Genomic DNA, 20,952 nt, shown 5'->3' with positions numbered 1-20,952 from the left:
CCAAATCCCTAACGAAACGTTAACTGCGCATGATGCAGCGCCCAACACCCCCGGCCCCGCAGGGGCATCCGTTCCGTCGCAGCCTGTCGCGCAAGCCCGTCGTCACCGCGCAGGCGAGCGCCGACGATAGCGACATGAAGCTGTTCGTCCTCAGCTTCACCGCCTTCTTCATCTGCTTCTATACGTTCCTGGTGTAGCGCCTCAGTCGCAGGCCTGGTGGAGCCGCCACGCGGCATAGGCCGATACCGTCGCGGTCGCGACCAGCACCCACAGCGCGTTGACCAGCTCGATACCCAGGTTGGTCACCCCCAGGATGCCGACCGATCCGATCACCATCGCGCCCGAATTGACGATGTTGTTCGCCGCCACCGTTCGTGCGGTTTGCGACTGGTCGACGATCGTCGTCAGGAAGGCATAGAGCGGCACCACGAACATGCCGCCGGTGATCGATATCCCCGCCAGATCGAAGAACACGCGGATCGCGCCCGGATCGCGGAGGAAAGTCGGCAGGTCGGCAAGCCCCGGCACCACCGGCGCCCAGCCACGCGAGGTGAACCAGAAATCGATCAGGAACCCGCCCATCGCCAGCACCGATGCGGGGGCATAGCGCGCCGACACCTCGCCCTTGAGCAGCCGGTTGATGATCACCGATCCGATCGCGATGCCGATCGAGAATACCGCCAGGAAGCTGCTGGCGACGCTCGGCTCGGCGAAATAGACGTTCTTCACCAGCGGCGGGAACAGCACCGCGATCATCGCCGCGATGCTCCAGAACACGCTGATCGCGACAATCGCCAGGAACAGCCGGCGCACATGCATCGTCGCGCGCACCAGCCGGATCGACGATCGCAGCACGTTCCAGTCGATCTTGATCGCCACCGAAGGCGGCGCGGGCGGGATCGCGCGCGCCGCGAGCATGCCGATCACCGCGACGCCGATCACCGCGATCGCGGCGTGATGCGGGTGCAGCAGCCCGCCGGCGATGGTGCCCGCCAGGATCGCGACATAGGTGCCCGCCTCGACCAGCCCGGTGCCGCCCAGCACCTCTTCCTTGGCGAGATGCTGCGGCAGTACGGCATATTTGATCGGCCCGAAAAAGGTCGAATGCACCCCCATCGCGAACAGCGCGAGCAGCATCACCCAGGTGAGTTCGAGGAAGATGCCCGTCGCGCCGACGATCATGATGCCGATCTCGGCCCATTTGATCGTCCGCATGATCGCGGCCTTGTCGTGGCTGTCGGCGAGCTCGCCCGCCAGCGCCGAAAACAGGAAGAAGGGCAGGATGAAGATGCCCGTCGCCACCGCCGAGAAGGTCGTTTCGGCTCCGACATCGTTATACACCGAATAGGTGACGAAGAAGATCAGCGCGTTCTTGAACAGATTGTCGTTGAAGGCCCCCAGGAACTGGGTGACGAACAAGGGCAGGAACCGTCGCGCGCCGAGCAGGCTGATGGATGGAATCATCGGGTAGGCGCAATCCACGTCGCTCTCGGGAGCCGCTCCATAGGCCATTGGTAACGCATGCGACAATGACGATTGCGCGCGCTCGGCGTTGCGGGAACCGGGGCGGGCCCGTACAGCCATGCTTGCCCATGCTTACCTTGCCCAACATCCTGACGCTTTCGCGGATCTTCGCGGTGCCGATCCTCGTCGCCCTGCTGTGGTGGCCGGGGTGGCAGCTGGGCTATGGCATCGCCTTCGTGCTCTACTGCATCGTCGGCTTCACCGATTATCTCGACGGCTATCTGGCGCGCTCGCAAGGAACGGTGTCGAAGCTCGGCATCTTCCTCGATCCGATCGCTGACAAGATCATGGTCGCCGCGGTGATCCTGATCCTGGTCGGCACGCACGATATCGAAGGCGTCCACATGATCGCCGCGCTGATCATCCTGCTGCGCGAGATCATGGTGTCGGGGCTGCGCGAATTTCTCGGCAGCGTGCGCGTGTCGATGCCGGTGTCGCAGCTCGCCAAGTGGAAGACGACGCTGCAGCTGGTGTCGCTCGGCGCGCTGATCCTCGGCGGCGCGCTGCCCGAATGGCCTTTTGTGAAGATGGTCGGGCTCGCCTCGCTATGGGGCGCAGCGGTGCTCACGCTGATCACCGGCTGGGATTATCTGCGCGTCGGCCTCAAGCACATGGACAGCTGATGGCGGTCCGGCTGCTGTATTTTGCTTGGGTCCGCGAAGCGGTCGGCATCGGCGAGGAAATGCTCGATCCGCCCCCCGAAGCCGCCACGCTCGACGCATTGATCGACTGGCTGGCGACGTTGAGCGCGGGCCACGCCGCCGCCTTTGCCGATCGCACGCGGCTACGCGCCGCGGTCGATCAACACTTCGTCGCGATGGACGCGCCGGTAGCCGGCGCGCGCGAGATCGCGATCTTCCCCCCGGTCACCGGCGGATGATCCGCGTCGGCGTCCAGACCGCGCCGATCGACCTGGCCGACGCGCTGGCGGGGGTCGAGGCAGCGGGGATGGGGGGAATTGCCAGCTTCACCGGGCTGGTGCGCGCCGACGACGGCGTCGCCACGCTCACGCTCGAACATTATCCCGGCATGACCGAGGCGGCGCTGCAGGCGGTGGCCGAAGCCGCAGCAGCGCGCTGGTCGCTAGGCGCGGTGACGATCCTCCACCGCGTCGGGACGATGCACCCCGGCGAGCGGATCGTGTTCGTCGGCACCGCCGCCGCGCATCGTGCCGAGGCGCTGGCGGCGTGCAGCTATTGCATCGACCGGCTGAAGACCGACGCCCCCTTCTGGAAGCGCGAGGCGACCGATGCGGGCGACCGCTGGGTCGAACCGCGCGCCGCCGACGACAGCGCCGCCAAGGGCTGGGAATAGCCCAGCAAAAACGCCGCCGGGTTGCCCCGACGGCGTCCTGGTATCGCGAAGGTGCGGCCGATCAGCCGAGCTTGGGCACCACCACGCCGTTGACGATATGCACGACACCGTTCGACTGGTTGACGTCGGGGATCGCGACATAGCTCTTGTTGCCGCTGACGTCGGTCAGCACGATCGCTGCGCCCTCGGTCGCGACGGTCAGCGGGCTGCCCTCGACCGTGGTCAGCGTCGCGGTGCCGCCGCCGGCCTTCATCTGCTCCTGCAGCTGCGCCAGCGAAACCTTGCCCGGCACGACATGGTAGGTCAGCACCTTGGCGAGCACCGCCTTGTTCTCGGGCTTCATCAGCGTGTCGAGCGTGCCGGGGGCAAGCCGCGTGAACGCGTCGTTCTCGGGCGCGAAGACGGTGAAGGGGCCGGCGCCCGACAGCGTTTCGGCGAGATCGGCGGCCTTCACCGCGGTCACCAGCGTCGACAGGCTGGGGGCAGCCGATGCGTTCTCGACGATCGTCTTGGTCGCCAGCATCTCGGCACCGCCGACCTTGGGGTTGGGCGCGGTCGCGGTCGCTGCGGGCGCTGCCATGGTCGAAGGCTGCGCGGTTGCCGCAGGTGCGGTGGTTGCGGTCGGTGCCGGCGTCGCGCCGGTCGGCTGCGTCGTGGTCTGCGCGATCGCGACGGTCGACGTGGCGGCCAAGGCGGCAAGGGTAAGTGCTGACAGGCGAAGCATCTGGTTCTCCAGTGATCGGAATAGGGAAGCGCGCATCGTGAAGCCGACGCACACCCTATATACGCCCCACGACCGCATTTGGTTTCGTATGCGGTACTAATTCCGTGGGTTAGGCCGCCGGCGCGTGGGCGCGCAGCACGTCGGCTAGCAGCCGGAAGTCGCGCTCGCGCGGGCTAGCGCGCCGCCACACCAAGGCGATCCGGCGCGAGGCGCGCTCGGATTCGATTGGCCGCGCGACGATGTGGGTGCCCTCCAAGATGCCCGATTCGATCGCCATCGCGGGCAGCATCGTCACCCCCAGCCCATTCTCGACCATCTGCACGATCGTGTGCAGCGAGGTGCCGAGCATCGAAGCCCGCCCGCGCAGCTCGAGGTGCGAACACGCCGCCAGCGCATGGTCCTTCAGGCAATGCCCGTCCTCGAGCAGCAGCAGCCGCGTCTCGTCGATATCCTCGGCGACGATCGGCCCGTTGGTGCCGCCTACCTCGCCCTGCGGGAACGCGACGAGCAGCCGGTCGTCGAACAATTCGTCGACCTCGACATCGCCGCAGCCATAAGGCAGCGCGAGCAGCACGCAGTCGGTCCGCCCCTGTTGCAGCGCCTCGCACGCCGATCCGCTGGCTTCCTCGCGCAGATACAATTTAAGGTCGGGATAGTCGCGGCGCAGCCGCGGCAGGATCCGCGGCAGCATGAACGGCGCGATCGTCGGGATGACGCTCATCCGCATCTCGCCCGACAGCGGCCGCCCCGCGGCGCGCGCGATTTCGCCGAGCTCGTCGGCCTCGCGCAGCACGCGATGCGCCTTTTCTACGATCCGCTCGCCCAAGGGCGTAAAGCGCACCACGCGGCGGGTACGTTCGACCAGCGTCACCCCGATCAGCGTCTCGAGCTCGCGGATTCCCGCCGACAGCGTGGACTGGGTGACGTTCGACGCTTCGGCGGCGCGGCCGAAATGGCCGGCATCGTGCAGCGCCACCAGATATTGGAGCTGCTTGAGGGTGGGGAGGTAGATGGTCATCGTTGCACCGTCACCTAGGCGCTCACCCCTTCGCGTACCAGAGCGGGCGCCGTGTTATCGAAGCGCCTGCACCAGGCTGAACACGCTGGTCGCGGTCAGCACCACGCCGACCATCACCAGCAGCGTCTTGGTCGGCACCCGCTTGGCGACGAGCGCGCCGAACGGCGCCGCGATCACGCCGCCGATCAGCAGCCCGACGACCGCAGTGGTGAGCGCCGCGAACCCGAAATTGGCGAGGAAGGTGATCGAGATCGCTATCGTCAGGAAAAACTCGACCGAGTTGACCGTGCCGATCGTCATCCGCGGCTGCGCGCCCTGGACCAGCAGGTTCGACGTCACCACCGGTCCCCAGCCGCCACCGCCCGCGGCATCGAGGAAGCCGCCCGCCGCCGCCAGCGGCGAGACGAAGCGCGGGTCGCGATGCTCGCGCGGGGGAAAGCGGATTCCGCGCACCAGCAGATACACCCCGATCGCCGCCAGATACGCCATGACGAACGGTCGCGTGATCCCGGCATCGAGCGAACTCAACAGATAGGCGCCGGTCACCCCGCCGAGCACGCCGGGGATCAGCAGCCGCCAGAACAGCTTCCAATCGACATTCTTGTGCAGCGCGTGGCTGATTCCCGACACCCCGGTCGTGAAGCATTCGGCCAGATGGACCCCCGCCGATGCGGTCGCGGGCGGCACGCCGAGCACGCTCACCAGCAAGGTGCTCGAGATCACCCCGAACGCCATGCCGAGCGCGCCATCGACGATCTGCGCGACCAGGCCGACCGCGATATAGGGCAAGAGATCGACCAGATTGAAAGCTTCGAACATGCGCGCCCTTCCCCTGAAGCGCCGCGGTTCTGCGGCATCGCGCGATATCCCACAAGATACATAGAGTTTATGGCGTGCAAAGCCTGGCTGGGGGTGTTCTGGTAATTGGCAGGGCCAGTGCCTAGATTGGAGCGTCGCTAGGGGACGCGCCGATGCTCAACGGACTGAAACTATATCTGGATTCGATCCGTGCGCGCGATCCCGCGCCGCGGTCGCGTGCCGAAATCCTGCTCTATCCGGGCGTCTGGGCGCTGGGCTATCATCGGATCGCGCACGCGCTGTTCCTGCGGCGGCTATATTTCCTCGCGCGGCTGGTGAACCATTGGTCGCGCTGGATGACCGCGATCGACATCCATCCCGGCGCGACGATCGGGCGCAATTTCTTCATCGATCACGGCTTCACCGTGATCGGCGAAACTGCGGTGATCGGCGACAATGTCACCATTTACCAATGCGTGACCTTGGGCGGGACGAGTCCCGATAACGGGGTTGTCGGCAAGCGCCACCCGACGCTCGAGGATGGCGTGATCGTCGGCGCGGGCGCGCAGGTGCTCGGGCCGATCGTCGTCGGCGCACGTGCGCGGGTCGGCGCCAATGCGGTGGTGACCAAGGACGTCCCCGAAGGCGCGACGATGGTCGGTATCCCCGCCAAATCAACGCTGATCGGCGCGGGCACTTATCAGAAGCCGTTCATGCCCTATGGCACGCCGTGCAGCGAAATGGGCGACCCGGCGACGCAGAAGATCGATGCGCTGCGCTGCGAACTCGAAACCCTGCGCAAGCGGCTCGACCTGCTGGTCGACGAGGAAGAAGGGCGGCGCGACCGCGCGTGACCGCTACCGTCCTTCCGCTTCCGCTCGGCAATCGCCCCAGCCAGATCGGCTTCGACCGACTCGAGCTTACCCGGATCCTCGACCTCTATGGTCGGATGGTCGCCGCGGGGCATTGGCGCGATTACGCGATCCAACTCGGGCGCGAAGCGGCGGTGTTCGCCGCCTTCCGCCGCGCCGCGGAGAACCCTGAATTCCGGATCGAAAAGCGTCCCGCGCTTCGCAATCGCCAGGGCATGTGGGCGTTGGTCGGCGAAAACGGCACCGTGCTGAAGCGCGGTGCCGAACTCGGGCCGGTGCTGGCGCCGGTCGAGCGCCGGCTGATGAAGCTGGTCGAATAGGCCTCAGCCGACCGTCGCCACCGGCGGCAACCGGGTGCTGAGCCCGCCGACCAGCCCGACCACGATCCGCCGCATCGGCTGCCAGAAGGCCGACAGCGTCAGCAACGCCGATCCGATCACCAGCCCGGTGAATGCCGCGCCCAGCTCGACCGCGCCCGCCGAGCGGAACAGCGCGTAGAGCGCGTAGAGGACGTAGGCGAGGCTCGACACCAGCAGCGCGCGCCGATCGACCGCCAGCGCGACGAACCCGAACGCGACGTACAGCAGCAACACCATTACCGCGACATCGGCGCCGATCGCCCCCTTGAACACGCCCAGCATCTGGAAGATCGGGTGCGCGATCAGCGGCGCGGCGGCCAGGTGCAGCCAGAAGGCGACATCGCTTCGGCGGGTGCGGCGATCGGTGTCGGACATGTCCCACCACATCGCGGTGCCGAAGAGGAGGACGCCGCCGACCAGCGCGAGCGGCATCGCCACCGCGTCGCGCGCCGCCTCGTCGGGCAACGCGAACAACACCGCGCCGACGACCGCGCCGACCAGTGCGAGCGCTCCCGCCGCGACGGTGATCGGCACCATGAAGCGGCGCCAATGCACCCATGCCGCGCCCGCTGCCGCCAATCCGATCGCACCCGCGATCACCCCATTGGCGGCGTCGGGCAGATCGGGATTGAGCGTCACGACCAGCCCCACCAGCGTGCCGGCGACGCCGCCGACGAACGCCAGCAGCAACAGGATGCTCGGCAGCGCCATGCGCCGCCGCCGGGTGAAATATTCGGCCAGGAACCATGCCGCGACCGCGACGCCGAGCCCGCCCGCGGCATCGGTGATCGCCGCGCCGATCTGGCCGATCGCCGCGAGCAGCAGCGCGAGCGCGACCGCGACGAAGATATCGTTGAAGCCGGTCAGCAGCCGGAAATGCTCCTCGTCGACCGCGGGGGCATGCCGCCCCGCGGCGACATGGCTGCGCAGCGCCTCGGCCGCCTCGCGGCTGAGCGCTCCGCTTTCGACTGCGCTGTTCAGATCGCTTTCACTGTACATTGCACTCTCCCTGTCTGCGGCGAGTATGTCACGAGTGCATTACCCGTGCAATACACCCATCGAGGTTGGGACGATTGACTAAGCCGCGGCGAGTTGCGACGCGGGGCACCATGCAACAGCTCCGTATCGCGCTCGAATGGTTCCTGAACCCCGATCACCTCCCGCTGATCGCCGCGCGCGACCGCCTGGCGCGCGAGGGGCTGCACATCGAACTCGTGATTCCCGACGATCATTATGACGGCTTCGAAGCGCTGGCGGCGGGCGAGGTCGAGCTGGTCGTCAACGAACCGCTCCATCTGGTCGAGCAGCGCGCGTGCAAGCTACGCTCTTATGGGTGCTTCTTCGCGACCGACGGCGGGGTACTGATCCACCGCGCGTCGCTGGCGCGGCTCGTGGCGGGCCAGCCGGTCCGCATCGCCTCGCCGGTGTCGAACCCGACCACCGATCAATTGTGCAAGGATATCCTTGCCGCGTGGATTCGCCAGCAGGGCGGGGCGGGCGGTACCGACCATGTCGGCATCGAACCCGCGGGCTTCGCGCATGTCGACAATCTGGTCGCGGGCTATGACGGCGCGTGGCTCGCCTTCGCCAATGTCGAGGGCGTCGCCGCGCGCGTCCGCGGGCTCGACACCCAGCTCATCACCACCGGCGAGGCGGGCATCCCCAATTTCTCGGCGCTCGAGCTGATCGGCGCGGCGACCGCCGACGACGCCACCCGCACCGCGATCGCCAAGCTGGTTGCCGCGCTCGATGCGGTGATTCCCGATCTGGTCGCCGACCCGGCGGCAGCGCGCGAGCTCTGGTATGCCGCGAGCGGCGAACAGCCGGGCGAAGAAGTCGACGCGATCGTCGAGGCATCGCTGCGCAAGTTCATCGCGCCGGTCGCCCCCGATATCGAAATGTGGCGGCCGATGTGGCGCTATCTCCACACGCACGGCGGCGACGTCGTCGACGCACCGGCGTTCGAGGCGATGTTTCCGGGCTGAAGCACCGAACCGGCGCTGCCTTGCGGCGCCGGTGTTAGCCAAAGGTTGGCGGAGACGGACTCCGTAGAACTATACGTGATACGTAGCGCGCCAGTGTTCGCCAGCGTTCGCTAATTCCCTCATATTTGGGACTTTTCGAAGCATACGGATGTTGGAGTGGTTGCTACTGTTCGTGGGTGAATGCAAATAGCCGGATTGAAAGTGGGCATGAAGGTGGGCATGATGGTTCAGTAAGGAGCCTATATGAGCCGCACCCTTAATCGTCTCACAAGCCGCGAAGTGGCCAGCCTCAAGCGTTCTGGTCGCCATAGTGACGGCGGTGGCCTTTACCTTCGTATCACGAAGCAAGGTGCCAAAGGGTGGACGTTCATGCATTCCTCAGATGGGAAAAGGCGAGAGATCTCGCTTGGAGCGGTTCATTCTACCACGCTGCTGGATGCCCGCCGCCTCGCTGGAGAGATGCGGCAGTTGATCCAAAGCGGCTGCGATCCTCGGGCGGCGCTACCCTCATTGGAAGCGACCGTCGCTCCGCTGTCTCCAACATTTGGTGATTTCGCGGAGGCCTACATCGCCAGCGTGGAGCAGGGCTGGCGCAACGAAGTGCATCGTCAGCAATGGCGTCATAGTCTGCGAGACCATGCCAAAAACTTGGAAATGCTCCCCATCGACCAAATCGATACGAATGATGTCTTGAGCGCTCTCCAGCCGATATGGACCGAGAAACCCGAGACAGCAAAACGGGTACGCGGTAGAATTGAACGGATACTCGACGCCGCAAAAGCACGTGGCATTCGCGAACGTGACACGATGAACCCAGCCATGTGGCGCGGCCATCTCCAGCTGCTTTTGCCAGCCCAATCGAAGCTTACTCGAGGCCACCACAAGGCTATGGCCTGGGCAGACATACCAGGCTTCATGACGGGCCTCCAAGAACGCCAAGCGTTGGCGGCTCGCTGCCTCGAATTCACGATTTTTACTGCCGCCCGGAGCGGCGAGGCATTGGGCGCGACGTGGCAAGAGATTGATCTGCAGAAAGGGCTGTGGTCCATCCCCGCAGCGCGGATGAAGGCTGGTGCGCCACATACCGTGCCGCTTGCAACTGCCGCTCTTGCTCTTCTCGAACGGCTAGCCGCTGACGGAGGGTGTAAACCAACTCAGTTCGTCTTTTCGGTAAGAGGAGCAAAACGCTCTAACATGGCAATGAGCATGCTGTTGAGACGAATGGAAAAGAGTGACGTGACGGTCCACGGCTTTCGATCCACTTTCCGCGACTGGGCAGGAGATGCTACGGATTATCCTCGCGAACTGATCGAGCAAGCCTTGGCTCATACGATTCAAAACAAGGCAGAGCGCGCGTATCGTCGCGGCGCAGCTATTGAACGTAGACGAGTTCTGATGGAAGATTGGGCAGGTTACCTGCTCGGACATGGAACGACTAACGCTTATGGCAAACGTAGAAGATAGCTCTTGGATATCAGCCAGCGACGCTGTCGATGCGCTCGTTGCAACAGGAACGATTGATACCCTTGCGGCCAAGGCAATGTTGGCCGATTATCTCCGGGATGGCCGGCTTAGCGCAAAAGCAAAGTCGGTTTGGATAAATACAGCCAGCAACGCCGCTACTCTCAGCTGGAAAATTGAGCCAAATAACGAGACTGTCGAACGCGATGTCATGGTACCAGTGAGGTATTGGCGATCAGACAAGCGGGCTCTCGAAGACAGATCACGATGGCGCTGGCCAACGAACCAATTCTACTACACCATCACGGTTAAGCCGCTGAAGCGGAGGATGTTTAGCGGCGTCCGTTTCGATAAGGCGGAGCTGCATCATCTTTTACCGCAAGTGTTTGCTGCAGTCGGAAAAGCGAAACGGGGGCGTCCCCCTGAAATCGAAAAAAGGGACGCCATCTGGACCGAAGTAGTGAGAATGATCTTCGCGAGCGAGCTAACGCGCAAAAACTATCCAGACCAGTTATCGCTCACCGACGCTTTGATGGACCGTCTTCGCTATGGCCCAGATGGAAAATTGCGAGCGGGCCAAGTGCAGATTCGGGAAGTGGCGGGAATGGCGCACAAGCTGCTTGGACCAGCCGATTCTGCAAATTGATGCAAATCCCTGAATGCCCCTTCCGACGCATTTGCATCCAATAAAAAACGGACGTGTGAGCTGAATTTGCACATTTAAATCCCTGTCGCTCGGCATGGTGCTAAGCGGCAGGGAGAATGAAATGCAGCAGTTAACCACCACCGTAGACTCCGCCGCAGCGGCCTTGGGGATCGGCCGTACGAAGTTTTACGAACTCATGGCTAATGGTGCCTTCCGGTCGTTCAAAGTCGGCCGACGAAGGCTTGTTGTAAAGCAAGACTTGGAAGCCTTTGTTTCGAAGGGCATCCTTGGTTGTCCTGATAAGAACATCAGTAGCTGAAGACAATAGTCCGCATACTGCCGATCACGATCGAAATGCTTTGTAATATACATCACATACCATCAAATTTGGGCATCAAGTGGCTTGAGATGCTTTTTGATGCCCAAGAGGTATGAATCTAAGGATTCATTATGACAAAGAAAATTCGTAACCCCTTGCGTGAGGCCCGCAAAAGCTATGACACCAAAGCAAGCATTTATTTGGCGAAAGCACTGCACGCTTCTGAGCGATTAGCGAGTAGCGAGGCCGAAGCAGCGGTAATTCGGTCCCTTCTCGGTGTAGGTGGAAATACCCAGGGTATCGTTCGTTCCGACGTTGGAGCGTGTCGGCAAGCGTCTCGTATATTCGCCAGAGCCATGCTTAGGCATCGGCAGGCCAATCCAGGTATGAGCTATTATCTGGTAACAATGTTCGACGACGAAGGGCTCACCTCAGACCGGCTTCCGATTTGTCGTTCAGATTTCCTTATGGCTAAAGCGCGCCGCGCTATTGCGAAATTGAATCTGAGCGCCGTTTTGGCAACGGATGTCTGCGCCATCATGAACTACTCCAATGATGGGGCTGGTAGGACGCTTTCGTTTCACATCCACGGAATCGCGTGGGGATCATCCGAAAAGAAAATAAAAAAAGGGGTGAAAAAGCTAAACTCTTCAGGCGCTTGGGTATGCAAGTTCGGAGCTGTGCCAATCAAAATCACGAAAATCAATGACTCGAAAGCCGATATGTTTCGGGCATCCTTGTATTGCATCAAGCTCCCTTGCTCGGCGAAAAACTTACGCAAGAAGCGTACAGACGACGGCAAGACCATGTTTATGGACACCATTAAAGGTTACCGACCCGAGTTGGCTCTGCGAATGGCCGAGGGCCTCAGCCAGATCGACTTTATAAGCACAATTGCCGGTACGAAGGGCGGCGCTGGCATTCGGCAGGAAATACGCCAAGAGCTGAATGAGTGGAAGAAAGCGAAGAGCATAGCTGCGGAAAAAAAGCCCGTCGACTTCGACGTCTGGGCGTTCTGGGCAAGGTTACGCGAACATCAAGGGAGCCGGAACTTTATGCCTTATCGATTTGACCGTATGTCACGTCCTGAAAAGAGGAGGCAAGCCACAGGTCGGATAGCTAATACAATCCACCGAATTGGGGCTAGGCCACAAAGTGTTCATACTTCTGTTAGCTCGCCCCACTCAATCCGTTCGCGGCAGAAACATGCCCGACAGGACAAAAAAAGTAGCAGCAGTTAACTGAATACAAGTGTGTGGCGCATTATGCCACACACTTGTAAACCAATTAATAATGGATATAGGAATCAGAGTCTATTTATAAATCAACATAGAGACCCAGGAATCTAGCCGTCTACAATAAACCTATGCAGCTATATACAGCTAGAATATGATCCGACAATATACCTTAAAGGTAGCTGTAGATCAAAGATCATGACATATTGTTATTTTCTTACCGATTTGCAGGACCGCGCCTGATGATTACGCGGCTTTAGATGTGAGCGCCTTCTAGAAGTGCTGTATTTGAGGATCTTCGCGACGTCGATTGGTGGATTACGGCCCGGCCGCTTCCGGGCGACGTTTGAAGGTAAGCAGCCGTTCATTAAGGTTGCCGATCAGGCAGCTCATGTGGCTTTGGGCCGAGCGGTCGAGACAGAGACATAAACGACGTAGATCGCAATTGTTCACGACCGATCGGTATTCTGCGGGTTGATCCGAAATATTGACCGAGGCAAGTAGCATCGTAATAGTGCTTACTAACGCATCAATCGGGGTTCGAGCCAAATTAAATAGGACGGTGCATTAGCTTCCACAGTACACGGAACGTGAATGCTGAAGCCGTACTTTCATCCACCATAGCACTCCGCTAAATTGTCCAACAACTGGCCCACCCGCGCCAGCCGCGCCTGCGGATCATCGATCCGCTCGCGCACCAGCCAGCGGCTCTTGGCCTGCTCGAACCCCTCGGGCAGCGCCGCCTTCAAATCGACCGGAGTCAGCGCGATCGCGCCGGGGCCGACATCGACCTGGCGGATACCCGCAGCATCGGCGAGGATGCCGATCCTCATCGTCGCCACCAACAGCGCCGCCGGCTCGGGCAACGCACCGAAGCGATCCTCGAGCTCGGCCTCAAACGCGTCGAGCGCGGCGGCATCGGTGATCCGCGCCAGCCGGCCATATAATGTCAGGCGGATATCGGTTTCGGGGATCCAGTCGTCGGGCAACCACCCGGCGATCCCCAGCTTGAGCTCGGGCTGCCAGCGATCGCCATCATCGCCGCGCGCCACCCGCAATGCCCGTCCCAGCAGATGCTGGTACAAATCGGTGCCTATCAGCTTCATGTGACCGGCCTGCTCTTCGCCCACCAGGTCGCCCGCGCCGCGCATGTCGAGGTCGCGCGCGCCGATCGCGAAGCCCGCACCCAACTGATCGAGCGCCTGCAGCGTCCGCAGCCGCTTGATCGTCGTATCGGCTATCTTCGCGCCATCGGCGGTGAGCAGCAGGATATGCCCGCGCCGCCCGCCGCGCCCCACCCGTCCGCGCAATTGGTGCAGCTGCGACAGCCCGAAGCGATCGGCATGGTGGACGATCATCGTGTTTGCGCGCGGCACGTCGAGCCCCGCCTCGATGATGTTGGTCGCCAGCAACACGTCGCCATCACCCGCGGCGAAATCGGCCATCGCTTCGTCGAGCATGTTGGCGTCCATCCGGCCATGCGCGACGACCACGCCGAGCTCGGGCACCAGCTTGGCCAGCTTGGCCTCGAGCGGGGCGATATCCTCAATCCGCGGCACCACGACGAAGCTCTGCCCGCCGCGCGCGCGCTCGCGGCGCAGCGCCTTGGCGACCATGTCGCTGTCGAAGGTTTCGACCACGGTGCGGATCGGCTGGCGGCGCGCCGGCGGCGTCGCGATGATCGAGATCGCCTGCAGCCCCACCAGTGCCGATTGCAGCGTGCGGGGGATCGGCGTTGCGCTCAGCGTCAGGCTGTGCCCCGCCCCCATCGCGCGAAGCGACGCCTTGGCCGCCGCGCCGAAACGCTGCTCCTCGTCGATCACCACCAAAGCGAGATCGGCATAGTCGACCCCGCGCCCCGCGACCGCCGCAGTGCCGACGACGATCGAGATCGACCCGTCGGCCAGCCCGGCCTTCACCCGCTTGCGCTCGGCAGCGCTCGACAGCCGCGAAAGCCCCGCGACCTCGCGCCCCGTGCCGGCGAAGCGCTTGGTGAACGTATCGAGATGCTGGCGCACCAGCACCGTCGTCGGCGCGACGATCGCCACCTGCCGCCCGCCGAGCGCCACCAATGCCGCGGCGCGCAACGCGACCTCGGTCTTGCCATAGCCGACATCGCCGACGACGAGCCGGTCCATCGGGCGGCCGCTCGCCAGATCGGCGCGGACCGCGGCGATCGCGCGCGCCTGGTCGATCGTCTCTGAAAACGGGAAGGTCGCGGCGAAGCGTTCATAGGCCGCGCGATCGGGCTCGATCGGATCGGCGGTGCGCGCGTCGCGCTCGGCGGCAAGCGCAGTCAGTGCGCGCGCACTCTCGGCGATTGCGGTGTCGATCGAGGCCCGGCGCTTGATCCAGCTCGCGCCGTCGAGCGTGTCGAGCGTCACCGCATCGCGATCGGCGCCATAACGCCACACCCGCCCGGCATCATAAGCCGGCGCCAGCCGCCGCGCGCCCTTGGCATATTCGAGCACGATCGCATCGCCGCCCTGCGGTAGCATCTCGAGCCCCGCGACCACGCCGATGCCGTGATCCTCGTGCACCACGACATCGCCGACATGGAGCTCGCCATTGCCCGCCAAGCTGAAGGCAGCGTGCGCGGCATGATCGGTATCGGCCTGGGCCCGGCTGCCGAGCAGATCGGCGGCGGCGACGATGATGTGGTCGCCCTGAACGAAGCCGCGGTCGAGCGGCGCGGCCAGCGTGCAGATCGCACCAGCAGACGCCGCAGCGGCCTGCGCGAGCGATTCGACCGCGAGCGGCGGCGGCGTCATCCGCGCGGCGATGAAGCGCAGGTCACGCAGCGATCCGGCGATCAGCAGCCGACCCTCGGCGGTCGCTGACTTGGCGAAGCGACGAAACGCCCGCACCGGATCGGCACGCTCGGCGAAGCGCGGCGGCGGCGCGAGCGGCGTGATGTCGAACGACGCGATCCGGTCGCCGATCGCCGCGGCCCAATCCTCCGCGGTCACCACCGCCGATGCTCCCCGCCGCCGCGTGCCCCCATCGAGCGCGATGCCGAGGAACCGGTCACGGCGCGCGGCGGCGCCCGGTTCGACATGCACCGCCGCGCCGCTCAGGTGATCGGTGATCGGCACACCGTTTTCGGGGGCAGGTTCGCTCGCCTGGCCGATCGTCACCGTCGAAAGCTCCTCGACCGCCAATTGGCTGATCGGGTCATAGGCGCGGATCGCGTCGATCACCCCGTCGTTGAAGCCGATTCGCACCGGGGTCTCGCGGTCGGCGGGATACAGGTCGATCACCGATCCGCGCACCGCGATCTCGCCGGGCTCGTCGACCCGGTCGTCGAGGAAATAGCCCATCGTCTCGGCCAGCGCCGAAAAGCTATCGATCTCGATCGGATCGCCCACCGACAGCACCGGCGGCGCGGCATTGAAGGCGGCGGGCTCGGCATAGCGCACCGCGCTCGCCTCGGCCGATACGACCAGCAGGATCGGCGCTTTGTCCTTGGCGGTGGTCGCCTGCCGCAATCGCCGAAGCGCCGCGACGCGCAGGCCGACATTCGCCGCGCTCGGCGGCGCGGCATCGCCCGGCAGTGCGTCGCTCGCGGGGACGTGGATCACCACCGCCTCGGGCGAGAACGCCGCCGCCAGCCGCGCGATCGCCTGCGCGCGATGCTCGTCCCGAGTGACAACGATCGTGCGATGAGTCCCATTCAATGACCAATATGCTGCGACCAGCGCTTCCGGCGCTGGCGCGGGAGTAGCTGCAACGGGGGCTCGGTCGGTTTGTTGCAACACGTTGGTTCCTCATCCGGGGCATAATGGCGTTGCGCTACAACTGCCGCTCGCGCCTGGCGTTCCGCACCCTCAAGGCGCTATTCGCTGCTCGAAGGGTCTATTAGGCCAAATGCACCAGTTCGTAATTAGAGGCGGGGAGGGTTCTGGATGCCCCGTCTGTTTAAGCCCGTCAGCCTGTTCCACTACGTCTACTATTGAGGGGCTGAGACCATTGTCGCGCGATTTCGCACCAGGCGGGATTCGGCCAAGCCCCTCCAACAGGTTGTCGAACGTCCCATCAAGGCATTCGCACGGCAACCCCCCCATTAACGCACCTGCGATCGAGCACTCGTAAAATGCCTTAGCTATAGCTAAGCATAAGGGAAAATTACTGGCGAGGGTTTGAATGCGCGTTTCGAATGAAATTGATTACCCCGGCTCGGGCACTGGTGAAGACGCGGCCCGCATCGAGGCAGAGTTCAGCGAAAACCGGACCACGCACGATCCCTTCGCCTCTGCCGTCCGAGCAACGCGGATGCCGATAGTAGTCACGAACCCTCGTTTGCCCGACAACCCAATCGTTTTCGTCAACGACTCGTTCTGTCAGTTGACCGGCTATTCGCGCCACGAGATTGTAGGGCAGAACTGCCGTTTTTTACAGGGTCCAGAAACTCGACCTGAGGATGTACAAGCAATTCGCGATGCCATTCGCGAGGAACGGTCGATCGAAATCGACATCCGCAATCATCGGCGGGACGGTGTTCCTTTTTGGAATCGGCTGCTGCTGGCACCTGTCCGCGACGAAGCGGGCAAGCTCACCTATTTTTTCGCCAGCCAGCTCGACGTCACGATGGAACGCGACCAGCTCGTCGGATTACAGGCAGCGAACGCCGTGCTTAGCTCAGAGCGCGCCCTTGCGGAACAACGGCTCGCCCTCAACGAAGTCACGCTCAAGCTTTCGGTAGACGCGGCCGAGATCGGTACCTGGGACTTGGACCTCACCGCCAACGTGCTCAACTGGTCGCCACGTACCAAGGCGATGTTTGGCATCTCGCCGGATGTCTCGTGCAGCATGAACGATTTCTACGCTGGTCTGCATCGTGACGATCGCGACGTAACAGAGGCAGCTTTTGCTAGCGCCCTCGATCCGGAGCGTCGCGCTACCTACGATGTGGAATACCGGACGATTGGCAAGGAAGACGGCATTACTCGCTGGGTAGCGGCCAAAGGCCGCGGCATCTTCGACGACGAGGGACGCTGCATACGGGCAATCGGCACGGCTATAGACATCACCCGGCGTAAGGCGACGGAAGACCGGCTTCGCGAACTTAACGCGACATTGGAACAGCGGGTCGCGGAAAGCACCGCCGAGCGCGATCGCATGTGGCGTCTTACCACAGACCTGATGCTAGTTGCGCAATTCGATGCCACAATCGTGTCGGTCAACCCGGCTTGGACCGCACTGTTGGGATGGGAACGTGACGAGCTGATCGGTCGGCCATATCTCGACTTCGTGCATCCTGATGATCAGCCCGCGACTGGATCCGAAACGCTCCGGCTAACAGATGGCATGACAACGCTACGGTTTGAAAACCGCTATCGGCACCGGGATGGGAGCTATCGCTGGCTCTCCTGGTCCGCTGTTCCCGAACAGAGCCTCATCCATGCCGTAGCTCGCGATATTACGGGTGAAAAGGTGGCCAACGAGGCGCTGAACCAAGCACAAAAGATGGATGCGGTTGGACAGCTCACGGGCGGCGTCGCGCACGACTTCAACAACCTGCTGACCGTAATTCGTTCTGCTGCCGACTTTCTCCGCCGCGCCGACATTACAGACGAGAATCGTCGGCGCTACATCGACGCGATCTCCGACACCGCTGATCGTGGGGCCAAGCTGACAGGGCAGCTCCTTGCCTTCGCGCGTCGTCAGCCGCTAAAGCCCGAGGTGTTTAACGTTGGCGATAAGGTTGCTGGCGTTGCCGAGATGGTACGCTCGCTTTTAGGCAGCCGCATCGCGCTGAACGTCGAACTGCCCCCGGAACCGTTCCACGCTGAAGCCGATGTGGCCCAGTTCGATACCGCCATCCTGAACCTGGCTGTTAATGCGCGTGATGCGATGAGCAGTGAAGGAAGTCTGACTCTCACCGTCCGACCAGCTTCGTCAATTCCATCGGTGCGTCATCATGCCGAACGACCAGGTTCCTATGTAACGATCAGCGTCACCGACACCGGGAGCGGCATAACCCTGGAAAACCTATCACGGATATTCGAGCCGTTCTTCACTACGAAGGACGTCGGCAAAGGCACCGGTCTGGGTCTGAGTCAGGTGTTCGGCTTCGCCAAGCAATCCGGCGGCGACGTGCTCGTGGAAAGTCAGGCAGGCACCGGAACGACATTCACGATCTATCTGAAGCTGGTGTCCGCGAACGGGGTTAAACCGATCGATCGGCCCGATGCCGAACAATCCGCACATGCCCCAAATGCCAGCGTTCTCGTAGTGGAAGATAATGTCGGTGTCGGTGAGTTCGCTACGACCATGCTCCAAGACCTTGGATATCGGACCACTTGGGCGGCGGACGCCTATGCCGCGCTCGATCTGCTAGCCCAAGACGATCTGATGTTCGATGTGGTGTTCACCGATGTCATCATGCCAGGCATGACGGGAATCGAACTCGGCGAGGAAGTCCGGCGTCGCTACCCTGGCTTGCCGATCGTGCTCACAAGCGGATATAGCCACGTCCTCGCCGAAAATGGGCACCACGGTTTCGATTTGCTTCAGAAACCCTATTCGGTAGAGGCCATGTCGCGCGTGCTACGGCGAGCGGTGCGCCATCTTTAGGGAACTATTCCTGATGACGGGCGCTGTTCAACATTGGCGGGGTAAGCAAAGGACACTGTTATGTCACGTGTCGATTTTCTGTCTTCGCTAAACTTAATGACCTTAATCGGCGTATTGCTGGCAGCTTGCATAGCGCTAGCTTGGTTTATGCGAAAACGCTCGAATGCCCACTCGATGGATGGCAAGCAAGAACGCAACGTCGGTCGCGATTTGGACGCGGGAAAAAGTGCTCCCGATCATTCACCGCCCGCCTGAAGCTATCTAAAGCGTAAGCTCAGCCGTATCGGAGGTGCGGCTGATGATATCGGCCGCACCCCTGCTAACTACGCCATCCCGTGCTTCAGCGTGCTCATTTTGTCGTGGCCTTCCCGAACCGATGCATATCCCGCAGTGATGGCAGCAAGCGTGGTCGGTGACAGTTCGCTATCAGCCATCGCTTCTTCGAACTTGGCCTTGATGTGGTCTTCGCCCCGCTCGACCTCCTCGATGATGGCCCTGTCATCGTGGCCGGTGATAGCCTCTTTCAGGTTCATGAACGTGCGGTGCGCAGCGCCAAGCATGCTGGGATCCATTTCCGGCTCGCCACCAAGTGTGCGGACCTGCCCCTGCAGCTCGGTCGCAACCTGCGTGCGGTCGCGAGCAAATTCTGCGAACATCGTTGCATATTGGGTGCTCTCCGCATCCTTTGCAGCTTCCTCATACCCCTTCATGCTGTCGAGCGTCGTCTTGATGAGGCCGTTCAGAAGCGACACTTCGTTTACTTGGTTCATGGCTAGCTCCGAGTGGTTGAGCCTGCACAACGATTGCCTCGCGATAAGGTCCCTCGCTTCCGGTTCGAAGGCTCGTCGCGCAGCTGTCGGAATCCCACTAGCTCGGCCAACGGCCTTTCAGAATGCGGTTCATGCTCATGTGCTTGGACCGCTGCAGTAGGTCTGCACCCGCCACCGCCCATTGCGTAGCCTGCCACCAAGCCGCCAAGCCACGCCGCTCGCGGCCAGGAAGCGGCGATGGATGTGGGCGGCGTGTTGGACGAAATCGGGATAATCGACGCGGTGATGCGCCAGTATGAGGCGACCGCCGGGCCGCAGCGCGGCGGCGACGGCGCGCGCGACCGCGGCCATGTCGCGAGGGCTCAGATAATACAGCACTTCGGCGATAACGACCGCGTCATAGGTCGCGCGGGGAAAGCGGCCCGGCAGGACGAGGCGTGAAACGCGGACGCGGCGGTTGCCGGCCACCGCGCGGGCAACCAGCCTGACGCCGCTCGGCGTGCCTTCGGTCGCGTCCAGGCGCAGCGCTAGGCGGGCAAGCGCTGCGCTGTTCGATCCGTTCCCCGCGGCGAATTCGAGCACGCGCCCGACCTTTTGGCCGCCGATACCGCGCAGGATCGCGCGGCGTTTGCGGGCTTCGTCGCGGTCGGTGAAGGTCGACCAGGGGTCGTCGTTGCCGCTGAACTTCGCATCGAAGCCAGCCAGATCGATCGGGCTCAAACCCTGCGCTCCCGGAAATGCTCAACCGGCCTTGCGAAGCGTGCGCGTTCCTGGCGTGACATCGTGAAGCCGCCGGGATCGTCGGTGATAGTCCCAGTCTGGGTGCGATAGCGACCGATCGCGCCGCGCTTGGCGGCCGCCAGTCCGCCCAGGCGAAGCCAATGCGTCGCTGGCGCCGATCCCGACTGGCGGTTGGGCCAGACCAGATATTCCAGCCGCCGTGCGCCCGTTTGCGGCAGCCCTTGGGCGATCGCGCGGTGATCGGGATGGTCGTCGTCGCGCGCCGGGCCGATCAGCAAGTCGAGCTCGCGATGTCGCCGGACCAGCCGCGCCAAGGTCCGTCGCAAGGGAACGGCCAACGCCGGCAATGCGCCATCGGGCAGGCCGACGAAGACGACGCGTCCCGCCGGCACCCCGATGCGGTGCATCGCTTCGAGCGTTTCACGACGCCGCGCCGCCACCAGCCGCGGTCGCCGCCAACGGATGCTGTTGGGGTGCGACCCCGCGCCGTCGGTGACCACCGCGACCGTCACGCGCGCGCCTCGTCCCGTCAGCGCGCGGATCAGGCCATAGGCACCGATCGTCTCGTCATCGGCATGCGGGGCGACGACCAGTGCGCTGCGCACGCGCG

The 20,952-nt window shown here is 63.1% G+C and carries 21 protein-coding genes; 12 read left to right on the top strand and 9 right to left on the bottom strand.

Going from position 1 to position 20,952, the window contains the following annotated elements:
• Window positions 1–29 precede the first annotated feature (29 nt).
• A complete protein-coding gene (locus tag OKW76_RS05490; RefSeq protein WP_265551840.1) occupies window positions 30–197 on the top strand; it encodes a hypothetical protein in 168 nt (55 codons plus the stop codon).
• Window positions 198–201: 4 nt separating this feature from the next.
• On the opposite strand, the gene OKW76_RS05485 is transcribed toward OKW76_RS05490, so the two are convergent.
• Window positions 202–1,464, bottom strand: coding sequence for an MFS transporter (locus tag OKW76_RS05485; RefSeq protein ID WP_265551838.1), 1,263 nt, complete (start codon window positions 1,462–1,464; stop codon window positions 202–204).
• 128 nt (window positions 1,465–1,592) lie between these two features.
• Here OKW76_RS05485 and pgsA point away from each other — a divergent pair, with 128 nt between their 5' ends.
• Genes pgsA through OKW76_RS05470 form a run of 3 tightly spaced genes read left to right on the top strand, consistent with a single transcriptional unit; the run spans window position 1,593 to window position 2,838 of the window.
• A complete protein-coding gene (gene pgsA / locus OKW76_RS05480) occupies window positions 1,593–2,147 on the top strand; it encodes a CDP-diacylglycerol--glycerol-3-phosphate 3-phosphatidyltransferase (protein WP_265551836.1) in 555 nt (184 codons plus the stop codon).
• Window positions 2,147–2,404 carry a molybdopterin converting factor subunit 1 gene (gene moaD, locus OKW76_RS05475; RefSeq protein WP_265551834.1) on the top strand — a complete coding sequence of 86 codons (258 nt, stop codon included), beginning with the start codon at window positions 2,147–2,149 and terminating at the stop codon, window positions 2,402–2,404. The genes pgsA and moaD overlap by 1 nt, the downstream gene beginning before the upstream one ends.
• Window positions 2,401–2,838 carry a molybdenum cofactor biosynthesis protein MoaE gene (locus OKW76_RS05470; protein ID WP_265551832.1) on the top strand — a complete coding sequence of 146 codons (438 nt, stop codon included), beginning with the start codon at window positions 2,401–2,403 and terminating at the stop codon, window positions 2,836–2,838. Before moaD ends, OKW76_RS05470 begins: the two co-directional genes overlap by 4 nt.
• Before the next feature lie 61 nt (window positions 2,839–2,899).
• Here the strand turns inward: OKW76_RS05470 and OKW76_RS05465 are convergent, their stop codons facing one another.
• From OKW76_RS05465 to OKW76_RS05455, 3 genes are all read right to left on the bottom strand, one after another.
• Window positions 2,900–3,418 (bottom strand): fasciclin domain-containing protein, encoded by a 519-nt coding sequence (locus OKW76_RS05465; RefSeq protein ID WP_265552782.1) that lies wholly within the window; start codon window positions 3,416–3,418, stop codon window positions 2,900–2,902.
• A 253-nt stretch (window positions 3,419–3,671) separates the two neighbouring features.
• On the bottom strand, window positions 3,672–4,580 hold the full coding sequence (locus tag OKW76_RS05460; protein WP_256507753.1) for a hydrogen peroxide-inducible genes activator: 909 nt from the start codon (window positions 4,578–4,580) through the stop codon (window positions 3,672–3,674).
• A 54-nt stretch (window positions 4,581–4,634) separates the two neighbouring features.
• A complete protein-coding gene (locus OKW76_RS05455) occupies window positions 4,635–5,399 on the bottom strand; it encodes a sulfite exporter TauE/SafE family protein (RefSeq protein WP_265551828.1) in 765 nt (254 codons plus the stop codon).
• A gap of 152 nt (window positions 5,400–5,551) precedes the next feature.
• Between OKW76_RS05455 and epsC the strand changes: the two genes are divergently transcribed.
• A complete protein-coding gene (epsC, locus tag OKW76_RS05450; RefSeq protein WP_265551826.1) occupies window positions 5,552–6,232 on the top strand; it encodes a serine O-acetyltransferase EpsC in 681 nt (226 codons plus the stop codon).
• Window positions 6,229–6,570 carry a DUF2794 domain-containing protein gene (locus OKW76_RS05445; RefSeq protein ID WP_265551824.1) on the top strand — a complete coding sequence of 114 codons (342 nt, stop codon included), beginning with the start codon at window positions 6,229–6,231 and terminating at the stop codon, window positions 6,568–6,570. Before epsC ends, OKW76_RS05445 begins: the two co-directional genes overlap by 4 nt.
• A gap of 3 nt (window positions 6,571–6,573) precedes the next feature.
• On the opposite strand, the gene OKW76_RS05440 is transcribed toward OKW76_RS05445, so the two are convergent.
• On the bottom strand, window positions 6,574–7,608 hold the full coding sequence (locus OKW76_RS05440; protein ID WP_265551822.1) for a hypothetical protein: 1,035 nt from the start codon (window positions 7,606–7,608) through the stop codon (window positions 6,574–6,576).
• Between the two features lie 110 nt (window positions 7,609–7,718).
• Between OKW76_RS05440 and OKW76_RS05435 the strand changes: the two genes are divergently transcribed.
• The 5 genes from OKW76_RS05435 to OKW76_RS05415 all read left to right on the top strand — a co-directional run bounded on the left by OKW76_RS05435 (window position 7,719) and on the right by OKW76_RS05415 (window position 12,261).
• Window positions 7,719–8,594, top strand: a complete 876-nt coding sequence (locus OKW76_RS05435) for an ABC transporter substrate-binding protein (RefSeq protein ID WP_265551820.1) — start codon at window positions 7,719–7,721, stop codon at window positions 8,592–8,594.
• Between the two features lie 243 nt (window positions 8,595–8,837).
• Window positions 8,838–10,058 carry a tyrosine-type recombinase/integrase gene (locus tag OKW76_RS05430; protein WP_265551818.1) on the top strand — a complete coding sequence of 407 codons (1,221 nt, stop codon included), beginning with the start codon at window positions 8,838–8,840 and terminating at the stop codon, window positions 10,056–10,058.
• Entirely contained in the window at window positions 10,039–10,701 is a 663-nt protein-coding gene (locus OKW76_RS05425; protein WP_265551816.1) for a hypothetical protein, read from the top strand. Before OKW76_RS05430 ends, OKW76_RS05425 begins: the two co-directional genes overlap by 20 nt.
• 121 nt (window positions 10,702–10,822) lie before the next feature.
• The gene (locus tag OKW76_RS05420; RefSeq protein WP_265551814.1) at window positions 10,823–11,020 is read left to right on the top strand and encodes an excisionase family DNA-binding protein; all 198 of its coding nucleotides are present in this window, start codon (window positions 10,823–10,825) and stop codon (window positions 11,018–11,020) included.
• 131 nt (window positions 11,021–11,151) lie between these two features.
• Window positions 11,152–12,261 carry a hypothetical protein gene (locus tag OKW76_RS05415; RefSeq protein WP_265551812.1) on the top strand — a complete coding sequence of 370 codons (1,110 nt, stop codon included), beginning with the start codon at window positions 11,152–11,154 and terminating at the stop codon, window positions 12,259–12,261.
• Window positions 12,262–12,866: 605 nt separating this feature from the next.
• On the opposite strand, the gene OKW76_RS05410 is transcribed toward OKW76_RS05415, so the two are convergent.
• A complete protein-coding gene (locus OKW76_RS05410; protein WP_265551810.1) occupies window positions 12,867–15,932 on the bottom strand; it encodes a helicase-related protein in 3,066 nt (1,021 codons plus the stop codon).
• Window positions 15,933–16,398: 466 nt separating this feature from the next.
• On the opposite strand from OKW76_RS05410, the gene OKW76_RS05405 reads away from it, so the two are divergent.
• A complete protein-coding gene (locus OKW76_RS05405) occupies window positions 16,399–18,831 on the top strand; it encodes a hybrid sensor histidine kinase/response regulator (RefSeq protein ID WP_265551808.1) in 2,433 nt (810 codons plus the stop codon).
• A gap of 323 nt (window positions 18,832–19,154) precedes the next feature.
• On the opposite strand, the gene OKW76_RS05400 is transcribed toward OKW76_RS05405, so the two are convergent.
• The 3 genes from OKW76_RS05400 to OKW76_RS05390 form a co-directional block, all read right to left on the bottom strand.
• On the bottom strand, window positions 19,155–19,601 hold the full coding sequence (locus tag OKW76_RS05400) for a ferritin-like domain-containing protein (protein WP_265551806.1): 447 nt from the start codon (window positions 19,599–19,601) through the stop codon (window positions 19,155–19,157).
• Window positions 19,602–19,736: 135 nt separating this feature from the next.
• Window positions 19,737–20,321, bottom strand: a complete 585-nt coding sequence (locus tag OKW76_RS05395) for a class I SAM-dependent methyltransferase (protein ID WP_265551805.1) — start codon at window positions 20,319–20,321, stop codon at window positions 19,737–19,739.
• Window positions 20,318–20,947, bottom strand: a complete 630-nt coding sequence (locus OKW76_RS05390) for a PIG-L deacetylase family protein (protein WP_265551804.1) — start codon at window positions 20,945–20,947, stop codon at window positions 20,318–20,320. Before OKW76_RS05390 ends, OKW76_RS05395 begins: the two co-directional genes overlap by 4 nt.
• Between the last annotated feature and the right edge of the window lie 5 nt (window positions 20,948–20,952).

The sequence above is a fragment of the Sphingomonas sp. S1-29 genome (genome assembly GCF_026167545.1).
Lineage (GTDB): Bacteria > Pseudomonadota > Alphaproteobacteria > Sphingomonadales > Sphingomonadaceae > Sphingomonas.
This window is presented reverse-complemented; position numbering and strand designations above follow the sequence as displayed.

Bases quoted from the DNA above. Each gene is read 5' to 3' on its own strand.
- OKW76_RS05490 (WP_265551840.1), top strand. From the start codon at position 30: ATGATGCAGCGCCCAACACCCCCGGCCCCGCAGGGGCATCCGTTCCGT.
- OKW76_RS05485 (WP_265551838.1), bottom strand. From the start codon at position 1,464: ATGATTCCATCCATCAGCCTGCTCGGCGCGCGACGGTTCCTGCCCTTG.
- pgsA (WP_265551836.1), top strand. From the start codon at position 1,593: ATGCTTACCTTGCCCAACATCCTGACGCTTTCGCGGATCTTCGCGGTG.
- moaD (WP_265551834.1), top strand. From the start codon at position 2,147: ATGGCGGTCCGGCTGCTGTATTTTGCTTGGGTCCGCGAAGCGGTCGGC.
- OKW76_RS05470 (WP_265551832.1), top strand. From the start codon at position 2,401: ATGATCCGCGTCGGCGTCCAGACCGCGCCGATCGACCTGGCCGACGCG.
- OKW76_RS05465 (WP_265552782.1), bottom strand. From the start codon at position 3,418: ATGGCAGCGCCCGCAGCGACCGCGACCGCGCCCAACCCCAAGGTCGGC.
- OKW76_RS05460 (WP_256507753.1), bottom strand. From the start codon at position 4,580: ATGACCATCTACCTCCCCACCCTCAAGCAGCTCCAATATCTGGTGGCG.
- OKW76_RS05455 (WP_265551828.1), bottom strand. From the start codon at position 5,399: ATGTTCGAAGCTTTCAATCTGGTCGATCTCTTGCCCTATATCGCGGTC.
- epsC (WP_265551826.1), top strand. From the start codon at position 5,552: ATGCTCAACGGACTGAAACTATATCTGGATTCGATCCGTGCGCGCGAT.
- OKW76_RS05440 (WP_265551822.1), bottom strand. From the start codon at position 7,608: ATGTACAGTGAAAGCGATCTGAACAGCGCAGTCGAAAGCGGAGCGCTC.
- OKW76_RS05435 (WP_265551820.1), top strand. From the start codon at position 7,719: ATGCAACAGCTCCGTATCGCGCTCGAATGGTTCCTGAACCCCGATCAC.
- OKW76_RS05430 (WP_265551818.1), top strand. From the start codon at position 8,838: ATGAGCCGCACCCTTAATCGTCTCACAAGCCGCGAAGTGGCCAGCCTC.
- OKW76_RS05425 (WP_265551816.1), top strand. From the start codon at position 10,039: ATGGCAAACGTAGAAGATAGCTCTTGGATATCAGCCAGCGACGCTGTC.
- OKW76_RS05420 (WP_265551814.1), top strand. From the start codon at position 10,823: ATGCAGCAGTTAACCACCACCGTAGACTCCGCCGCAGCGGCCTTGGGG.
- OKW76_RS05415 (WP_265551812.1), top strand. From the start codon at position 11,152: ATGACAAAGAAAATTCGTAACCCCTTGCGTGAGGCCCGCAAAAGCTAT.
- OKW76_RS05405 (WP_265551808.1), top strand. From the start codon at position 16,399: ATGCGCGTTTCGAATGAAATTGATTACCCCGGCTCGGGCACTGGTGAA.
- OKW76_RS05400 (WP_265551806.1), bottom strand. From the start codon at position 19,601: ATGAACCAAGTAAACGAAGTGTCGCTTCTGAACGGCCTCATCAAGACG.